1 protein-coding gene is annotated in these 2,267 nt (G+C 68.2%); it reads left to right on the top strand.

Annotation, left to right across the window (positions count from 1 at the left end):
* Window positions 1-612 precede the first annotated feature (612 nt).
* Window positions 613-2,079, top strand: coding sequence for an AAA family ATPase (locus ACFYX0_RS47505; RefSeq protein WP_311701127.1), 1,467 nt, complete (start codon window positions 613-615; stop codon window positions 2,077-2,079).
* Window positions 2,080-2,267 lie beyond the last annotated feature (188 nt).

The following is a 2,267-nucleotide window of genomic DNA, read 5'->3' as shown; positions in this document are numbered from 1 at the left end:
CACGGCGGCCGCTCACTCCTTCTCATGTGCAGGCTAACAAGCCATCAGGCACACACATTCCAAGGCGAGTTGCAGCATTCTGTTAGGAGTTCTAAAACTGCACGGATCGTGCGACGACCTGATCGCACTCGTCTTCGGTACCCTCGCGGCAAGGAACGTGGGCCTGCGGGCCGTTCACGGCCCGCAGCGTGCCTATCCACGCGCAGTCGCCCTGGGGCATCGACCACGGCATCACCGATTGACCAGGCAGGACGCGCAGAGACAGCTGAGCTAGGCGCTGCGCCCCTGGCGCGAGAAGTTTCCGCGCATCGACGTCGCCGACACCATCGCTCTGGACAGCGCTGCCAAGGCCGTCGTGCGGCCGGCCGACGGCGCCGGAATACTGGTCGTGGGCAGACGCAGGCGCGACGCTGCCCTCATACCACGCCTGGGTCGCGTGGCTCATCTACCACGCGCGCTGCCCCGTCGCCGTCGTACCCCATGACTGAGTCGGGCCATCACAGGGAGGCGAACATGCCGGGGCATCAGTGCGACGCGTCGGTGCTGCGGTCGGCTACGGGAGTCAACGCGCCGACTACGGCACTCAACACTCCGATGGTCCCCCGCGCAGAAGTGCGCGAGACCCACACCGCCATCGTGTTCTTTGTCGGTGATCGTGCCTACAAGGTCAAGAAACCGGTCGATCTGGGCTTCCTGGACTACTCCACCGCGGCGGCCCGCCGGGGCGCGTGCGAACGCGAGATGGCTCTCAACCGCCGCTTCTCGCCCGACGTCTATTTGGGCCTCGGCGAGATCCGCAGCCCGGATATGAAGGCGCCCGAACCGCTCGTGGTGATGCGCCGCATGCCAGCCGACCGGCGCCTGTCGCTGCTGGTCCGGGAAGGCACCGCGATCGACGACGACCTCCGGGCCGTCGCCCGGCAGCTCGCCACCTGCCACGCGGGCGCGCCCCGCAACCGCGAGGTCGACGAGCAAGGCACGAGAGAGGCACTGTCCTCGCGCTGGCAGGACAGCTTCGCGCAGGTCCGCGCACTGACCGACGACGGGCTCGTGCCCGACGGGGTGGAGGAGATCGAACGGCTGGTACGTCGCTATCTAGCCGGACGCAAACAATTGTTCGATATTCGCATCGAGGAAGGACGGATCGTGGACGGGCACGGCGACCTGCTCGCCGAGGACGTCTTCTGCCTCGACGATGGGCCGCGCATCCTGGACTGCCTGGAGTTCGACGACCATCTTCGCTACGTCGACGGCCTCGACGACGCCGCGTTCCTTGCCATGGACCTGGAACAGCTCGGAGCACCGGAGGCCGCTGCGTTCTTCCTCGCCCAGTACAGCGAGTACTCCGGCGATCCGGCACCACCGTCCCTGTGGCACCACTACATCGCCTACCGCGCGTTCGTCCGCGCCAAGGTCTCCTTGATCCAGGCGCGACAGGGCGCGGCCGGGGCGGAGGCGGCGTCACGTCGGCTGGTCACGACGGCGCTGCGGCACCTGCGCGCCTCGGCTGTCGGCGTGACGCTCGTGGGCGGAGTGCCGGGCAGCGGGAAGTCCACCCTCTCCGGAGCACTGGCCGACCGCCTGGGCGTCACGTTGCTCAGCAGCGACCGTCTTCGCAAGGAACTGGCAGGCATCCCGGCGGAGCAGTCCGCGGCGGCTGGCTACGGGGAGGGCCTCTACACAGCCGAGTGGACCGCCAGGACCTACGAGTCCCTGCTCGACCGGGCATCCACCCTGCTGTCCTGCGGCGAGTCCGTCGTCCTGGACGCCACCTGGTCCGACGTGGGACAACGTGAAGCGGCCGTGCGCATGGCCGAGCGCACCAGCGCCAACCTGGTGGCCCTGCACTGCCAGGTCCCCGGCGAGGTATCGGCGGCCCGTCTGACCACCCGCGCCCCCGGAATATCGGACGCCGACCTCGATGTCGCCATCGCCATGGCAGCCAAGGAGCCACCGTGGACGGAGGCCGTCACGATCGACACCAGTGGCGCCCTTGAATCCGCGGTCGTCCAGGCGCTGGCAGTCGTACGCCCGAGGGGCCCTGACCAGACCCCGGTCTTCCGTCGCCCTTGCATGTAGCCGGACTGACTGTCCGGTTCCGCGTGGGTTGCCGGACGAGCCAAGGCCATCGATGCCCTCGCCGCAAACCTACTGATTCCTTCAGCTGCTCTAGCTAGTACTCCAGCCGTAGTTCGGTATCTGGGCTGGTCAGCGGCCTGGTGGCGTGGAGTGTGGCGGGGCGCCAGGTGGGCGGGACGGACTTCCCC

This window comes from Streptomyces sp. NPDC002573, from assembly GCF_042889625.1.
GTDB lineage: Bacteria > Actinomycetota > Actinomycetes > Streptomycetales > Streptomycetaceae > Streptomyces > Streptomyces gibsoniae.
The sequence above is the reverse complement of the archived record's forward strand: the minus strand, read 5'-3'. Positions and strand labels throughout refer to the sequence as shown.